Source organism: Bacillus sp. JJ1764 (genome assembly GCF_036962145.1).
GTDB lineage: Bacteria > Bacillota > Bacilli > Bacillales > Cytobacillaceae > Neobacillus.
This window is the reverse complement of sequence record NZ_JBALNY010000112.1, coordinates 17,278-24,277: the sequence shown is the minus strand read 5'-3', so window position 1 is coordinate 24,277 and position 7,000 is coordinate 17,278. Positions and strand designations below refer to the sequence as shown.

7 protein-coding genes and 1 pseudogene are annotated in these 7,000 nt (G+C 38.3%); all 8 read right to left on the bottom strand.

Annotation, left to right across the window (positions count from 1 at the left end; genetic code table 11):
• A partial coding sequence (locus V7083_RS15955; RefSeq protein ID WP_335479575.1) for an MFS transporter occupies positions 1-552 on the bottom strand: 552 nt, incomplete at its 3' end.
• Between the two features lie 67 nt (positions 553-619).
• Positions 620-1,198, bottom strand: a complete 579-nt coding sequence (locus V7083_RS15950) for a metalloregulator ArsR/SmtB family transcription factor (RefSeq protein WP_335479573.1) — start codon at positions 1,196-1,198, stop codon at positions 620-622.
• A 115-nt stretch (positions 1,199-1,313) separates the two neighbouring features.
• Positions 1,314-1,613, bottom strand: a complete 300-nt coding sequence (locus tag V7083_RS15945) for an EscU/YscU/HrcU family type III secretion system export apparatus switch protein (RefSeq protein WP_335479571.1) — start codon at positions 1,611-1,613, stop codon at positions 1,314-1,316.
• Complete coding sequence (locus V7083_RS15940) at positions 1,610-2,878, bottom strand: hypothetical protein (RefSeq protein WP_335479569.1); 1,269 nt, start codon at positions 2,876-2,878, stop codon at positions 1,610-1,612. Before V7083_RS15940 ends, V7083_RS15945 begins: the two co-directional genes overlap by 4 nt.
• 16 nt (positions 2,879-2,894) lie before the next feature.
• The gene (locus tag V7083_RS15935) at positions 2,895-3,461 is read right to left on the bottom strand and encodes an MOSC domain-containing protein (protein ID WP_335479568.1); all 567 of its coding nucleotides are present in this window, start codon (positions 3,459-3,461) and stop codon (positions 2,895-2,897) included.
• Positions 3,462-3,526: 65 nt separating this feature from the next.
• A complete protein-coding gene (locus V7083_RS15930) occupies positions 3,527-4,129 on the bottom strand; it encodes a class I SAM-dependent methyltransferase (protein WP_335479566.1) in 603 nt (200 codons plus the stop codon).
• A gap of 18 nt (positions 4,130-4,147) precedes the next feature.
• Positions 4,148-5,149, bottom strand: a complete 1,002-nt coding sequence (locus tag V7083_RS15925) for an LLM class flavin-dependent oxidoreductase (protein WP_335479564.1) — start codon at positions 5,147-5,149, stop codon at positions 4,148-4,150.
• Between the two features lie 299 nt (positions 5,150-5,448).
• Positions 5,449-6,406 (bottom strand): annotated as a pseudogene (ftsZ, locus tag V7083_RS15920) (cell division protein FtsZ); the annotation flags it as partial.
• Positions 6,407-7,000: the final 594 nt, after the last annotated feature.

Genomic DNA, 7,000 nt, shown 5'->3' with positions numbered 1-7,000 from the left:
GATAAGAGCAGCAGCTCCTAAAAAGGAGGCCGCATTTAACCAAAATGTGATATGTGCCCCAAATATAGAAGCAACGATACCGCCTGAGAAGGCACCCCCAATTAAAACAATGCCAATTAGCACCTGCTCCAAACTGTTTATTTTCAGTAAATGCTCTTTATTTACCAACTGCGGGATGGAAGATTTTCTTACAGGTGAATAAATGGCTTCGCCGGCAGCTAGGAAAAATGAACTGACATAAACGATCCAAAGATCAGTTTCACTCTCCACAAAGATTAGGCCCAAGGCGAAAACAATTCTGATTAAATCTGTGACAACTAAAATCACTTTTCGTGAGAATCGATCAGCAAGTTTACCACCGATCGGCGCAAAAATGACAAATGGCAGCAGTCGGATAGCTAAAGTCACACCAACAGCCAAACCCGACCCAGTTAGTTGCAGCATCATCGCCAAAACAGCTACTGAACTAAAACGATCACCAACTCCATTGACAATCCCGGCTAAAAATAATTTCCGGTATTGTTTTTCTTGTTTCAACAAGGATATGCCCATTACCCCACCTACTTATATATACATCTAATTTCACAAATATCTAATTAGGTTTGCAAAAAAATACTTCTTAACGCAGCCACCATAACTCAACAGGGTTTAGTTCATACTCATTATTTTCTCTATACATGTATTGACACATGATCAGTTCCCGCCTTAATGTGGCATAGTCCTCATGATATTGCTTTAAAAATTCGTTAATTTCCTTTTCTGGATACACTTTTCCAAATTCTAATCCGTTCGCTATGTGTGCCAGGATCACTAGCTTTTTCTTACGTTGGGCCGGATAGTTTTTCAGTTTGCCCTCCTTGGTGAAGAAATTTTTGATGATCGCTTCCCTTTCTTCTGCCGTAACTGACATTTCCATATTTGAAGTCCCCCCCGTTCCTACTGACAAAATGGCTTTAGCACTCATTTCCAGGATTTTTTCATTAAGGGAAAAATAGATGGTGTTCTTATCCCGTCTTTCTTTAATCAGACCAACATCCCGGAGTTTGGCAATATGATGAGTAATGGTTGGTGGAGTGAGTCCCAATTTTCCAGCGATGGCTTGCCCATGTAGGGGTCCTTGCTGGAGTAACGCGACAATTTTAATCCTGGTCAGGTCACCTAATGCTTTATGGAATTCGACGATTTTATTTAATTGCATATTTTAATCACTCTCTTATTAGATTAATATCTAATTAGATAATAATCTAATTAATGTATTAAAACAATGGGGTACATTACTTTTTCTATAAAAAAACTCCGAGGTTAACTCGAAGTTATTTTTGATCCACTATTGATTTTTTGGAATGCTCTTTGTCAACATTGTAAATAAACGCAAATACCTCCGCAACCGCATTATACAGTTGTTCTGGAATAGTTTCATTTATTTGCAGTTTGCTGAGTAGTTCGACTAATGACGAGTCCTCTTGAATGGGAACATTATGCTCTTTTGCTTTTTCAATCAAGCCGGCAGCTACTGACCCTTTGCCTTTTGCTACAACCTTTGGAGCTGCATCTTTTTGGAGGTCATAAGCTAGAGCAATCGCTTGTAGTGGTTTACTATTTTGCTTATTCATATTTTGATGTCCACTCCATGATAGGCTTCCATAAATAAATGCTCCGGTTTATTTACATGCTGAACTACTCTTTTTTCTGAAGAAGGGACAATGTTTACAAATGAAAGTTTGTATCCTATTGTCTCTAATTTTTCTTTAAGTGAAGGGGTTAATGCATTGATGACTGGTTCCAGATTCTTTGTATCGTTAATAATAGACAGGTGAACGACTTTATTTTGAACCTGCATATCGATTACAGTTTGATGCAGGCTTTGTAAATCTAGGTAAAATAGGATTCTACAGTAATCAGGGTCAATCTGACCTTCCTTGGTTTTACGTCCGTTCCATTGTATAGTCACATCGGTTGGCTGATTTCCAAGTGTAATCGGAAGCTGCATCACCATTTGCTGTATCGTGCCGGTAAAATCTTGTGAAAGCAGTTGTAAGCCTGTTAGTCGATTTAATAAAGGCTCCAGTTCTTTCCCTTTTGAACCAAACTCGGATATGGCTTCCATTAATATTGGTTTTAGCACATGAGTCGTATTCTCTAAATGGTTTGATGTCTGCCCTACATCCTTTTCATACTCAAGCCCTAATGAATGGATTAAGGACTGCAGCATATGTTTTGCTTCATTTCCATTTAATACTTGATTGAAAGATTCTGTACCAATAATTGAAGCTAGTATTTGTTTTAAGGGCTCAGTTGATTGAAAAGAGGCAAATTGTGGCCCATCCAATTGTTGAACTAATTCAGAAAGTTGCTGGTTTAATGGTCTTGCATCCTGGACAGCTAGTAGGGAATCAAAAATAGGTTTCGTAAACGGAAGATCCTTTCTTACCATCCATTCCAATGCTGTTAATTCTTTCGTTAGATCCGTTTGGTTCGGAAGCCAAAAACCAGCTATCTTCATCTGTTCCTTTGTAAATGGGACATTTTTGGATAAAAAGAATTGCAATAATTGCTGATTTTGTTTCGTTTCGGGAAGCTGAAAATTATTCAATAAAAAATGGGATGAATTAGCAGATCCTTTTTGCTCCAAAACTTTTAGTTGAACCCCTTCATTACTGCTCGTTACTACTTCAAACCAATAATTTTCGTTTGTAGACAGAAGCGTCTTTACATCAGCAAATAATTTTCGATTTCCAATCCGGACAATCGCGGTATCATTTGGAAGAAATTTTTCCACACTGCCATAAACCATTTGACCCGGTTTTAACGGAACAACCGTGGCTTTGTGGACATTTTCTACATTAATAAGGGATTGGATCACTTGGACTGGATTCATTCGTATTGGACTCCTTTTATTGCATTGGATCAGCAGGATCGTTGATCAGAATCTGAACTTCTTCACCCACATTAATATTGCCAGGACATTCCACCGCACAGACAATCCCCCGCCTTTTATATCCAGCTTTTACAAAACGGGTGGCCAGTTTTGGTTGGTCAGGGTAATGCATTTGAATTTGTTCACCAGGGAATACACATGGCTTATTTTCACCCATACAGATTAGGCCTGCTCCCCCAGGAAACAGAATTCGTGAGCCAATCGGTAATTTGGTAAGTTGAGGAAAATCCTTGATTAATAGATTAGCCCCCAGCCATTCAGGCAAAATCTGTTCGATCTCAAGATCATCAGCTATTTCTTGTAGGTCTTCCTCTGATAAAATCGTAATCTGTCGGCGATTTAGAATCACCGTTCCTCTCGGATACATGGGTTGGCGCGAATCAGATGGAAAGGTAACCCCATAATGACGATCTCCTAGAATTCCACCAAATTCTAATTTCACCTCGGGAATCCTTCTCGTAACAAAAGTATCGGACAAATCCGCAATAAGTATAGCACTCACATTTGCTTTAGCTTTTTTCAAAAAACATACACCCGCTTCCTTTTATGGATTATGTACTCTATTACTTCATTATACTAGATCATTCATTATTTTTGATTTTCTGCCTCAATGTTAACAAATAATCCACTATAATAGTTTTCAACATTCAGGACTGAGACCCCATTTGTTCTTAATAGTGTCAGCGTTTCCCGATTTAGGCAACAACCGTCACATATTTTTTTCCAAGCTGGGGTCACCCAATCCTGGAGTACTGCTAAAAAGCGGTTTTCCATTTTAACGTGTTCGAATAGGAGGATTTTGCCGTTTGGCTTACAAACTCTCCTCATTTCTTCTATTGCTTTTTCTGGATTGGGAATGGTACAAAACACTAGTGTTGCTACGACTGTATCAAATGTGTCCGATTCAAATGGAAGCTGTTCAGCACTTGCCAGAACCACTTTAATAGGGACTGTTGCTTGGGAGTGTTTTATACGTGAGCGTTCTTGCATAAATGGGCTTGGTTCAATCGCAACTACTTTATCCACTCCCTTATATAAAGGAAAATTAATTCCTGTCCCTGAGCCGATTTCAAGCACTCGCCCCGATGCTTTTGACAGCAACTCCTGACGAATTTTAATAAACTTCCTTTTTTCTAAGGGGTTCATAAAAAAGTCATACCATTTAGCAAACCATCTGCTCAAGATCTTCACTCCAAACTACATTGTTCATTACTTTCCATCTGCAACTTCTTTCAATATTTCGTAGGAACGTTTTTGTTTTTCCTGATCATAAATGTACGAAACGGCCATGATTTCATTGACATGATATTTTTCCTGAAACGAAGTCAACTTTTCCCGGATGGACGTTTTGCTTCCCAGTAGTGTCACGCTTGACATTCCCAATACCATTTCTTTTTCCATAGGGTTCCAAAGTTCATCCATGTTTTCAACTGGTGGTCGTAATGGCTTTCTCGAATTTCGAACAACATTTAAGAAAAATTGCAGGGTGGAAGTAGATAAAAAATTAGCTTCCTCATCGGTTTCAGCAGCAATCACGTTTAAACATACCATCATATAGGGTTGATCTAGGTATTCGGAAGGCTGGAATCGATTTTTATAAATAGAAATAGCCTCTTCCATGTATCTTGGTGCAAAGTGAGAAGCAAACACGTAAGGTAATCCTAAACTTGCTGCAAGGTAAGCAGAATCAGTAGATGATCCAAGAATATAAATAGGGACATTCGTTCCTACACCTGGAAAAGCTTTTACATAGCCTTGGAGTTCTTCAGGACCAAAATAGGTGAGCAAATCTTTCACATCATTTGGAAAGGTATAGACTGAATCATTTTTAGATCGCCTTAATGCATCTGCTGTCATCATATCAGTACCTGGTGCTCTACCAAGGCCCAGATCGACACGTCCAGGGTAAATGGTAGCAAGTGTACCAAACTGCTCCGCCACCACTAATGGTGAATGATTCGGCAACATAATTCCGCCAGAGCCAACATGAATACTTTGTGTATGTTCTAATGTATGTTTTATTAGTAAAGAAGTCGCAGAGCTTACAAGAGTGGTCGTGTTGTGGTGTTCCGCAATCCAATAACGATTGTAGCCCATTTCTTCCACTGCCTGAGCCAAGTCTACCATTGAATCAATTGCTTGTTTTGCATCTTGGCCCTCTCGAATCGGAACCAGATTTAAAACAGATAATGGAATATTTATATTAGTCATTTTAGTTAGTCCTTTCTTAACTAAGATCATTGGTGATATAAGTATCATGAACTATATTAGACTAATTAATTGCTTTATTTCAAGAATTTTGCAATTGGAAACATTTCCGAAACCTAAATTCTAATATCGGTTTCTTCGATTTCGAAAAAACGCAGGCAAATCCTCAATAGATTCTTCTGAAGGATTAGTATTTTGTTCAAAATCTATATTGGATTTTGGAAGAAGATTATGTACTTCCTTTTTAAATGAAACAGCCTTTTCTTCCACTAATCGTTGAGATGGCTTTTGTAACTCACCTTCCTCTTGATCATTAAATCCTGTTGCAATGACAGTAACGATGATTTCATCGCTTAAATTTTCATTAATAACTGATCCAAAAATCATATTTAATTCCTCATGAGAAGCGGAAGAAACGATTTCCGCTGCTTCCTGTACTTCAAAAAGACTTAAATTTCGACCTCCAGATATGTTTAATATGACACCTTGAGCACCATTTATAGATGTTTCAAGTAGCGGACTATTTAAAGCTTTCATTGCAGCTTCAGCAGCGCGATTACTTCCTTTAGATATCCCAATCCCCATTAAGGCTGTTCCTTTATGCGACATGACCGTTTTTACATCTGCAAAATCAAGGTTTATTAAACCTGGGACAGCGATTAAATCGGATATCCCTTGAACGCCCTGACGGAGAACATTATCAGCTTCCGCGAAAGCTTCTAGCATTGGTGTCTTTTTATCAATAATTTCCAACAAACGATTGTTAGGAATAATAATTAAGGTATCCACTGCTTCTCTCATTTCTTTAATTCCATGGTTAGCGTTCATTGCACGTTTATGGCCTTCAAATTTAAAAGGGCGTGTGACAACCCCTACAGTTAGAGCACCCAGATTTCTTGCAATTTTAGCAATGGCTGGGGCTGCACCAGTACCGGTTCCTCCACCCATACCTGCTGTAATAAAAACCATGTCTGCCCCTTCTAAAGCTAGCTCTATTTCACGGGTACTTTCCTCCGCTGCTCTTTTCCCGATATCTGGATTGGCTCCCGCTCCTAAGCCTCTTGTCAAGGTGCCGCCTATTTGTAACTTAATTTCCGCCTTTGATTGATTAAGTGCTTGTGCATCGGTATTAACCGAAATAAATTCCACACCTTCTACACCCGCCTCAATCATCCGGTTCACTGCGTTGTTTCCCCCACCGCCAACACCAATAACTTTAATCGATGCAAATTGATCTATATTAGTATCATAACCAAACATATTTCTCCCTCTTCCTTTATAACGTCTTACTTTTCATTTTGTAACATGGTTGTCGAATGAAATCTCACCATAAAAAAAAGTATACACAACATCGTTCTTTCTTTTATTAAAGCCAGGTAACATTCTAATTACAAAAACGTTAATCTCAATAAATTTTACAATATTTCACAATAAAAGATTTTATTATACTTGTATGTTGATTTCCGCTCCAAACATCAGTGTTATAAACAAATAAAAAACGCTAAGCTCAATGGAGAATGAGTTTTAGCGTTTATTGGCACAGTATTATGTATTAGCCCACACAATTTCATAAGTTATGGCTGCTGCGTTCCCGCCCTGACCCGTTCCAAATGTCCTTGTTGAGCTTAAGTTCTTTAAAGAACTTATAGTATTACTATATCATCATTTCATATTAGAATATAGTTGTAAATTTTGGTGGAATAACCTGCTTTTAACACTCAATTTCTAGTGCAGCTAAATTGAAAAAGTCTCAATTATTTAACTAGGAGTTAATACAAAGATCAGCTAGCCCCACGCCATCACGAAAAAAGACAACCATATGGTTGTCTTTTTTCGTGCCCGGCAACGTCCTAC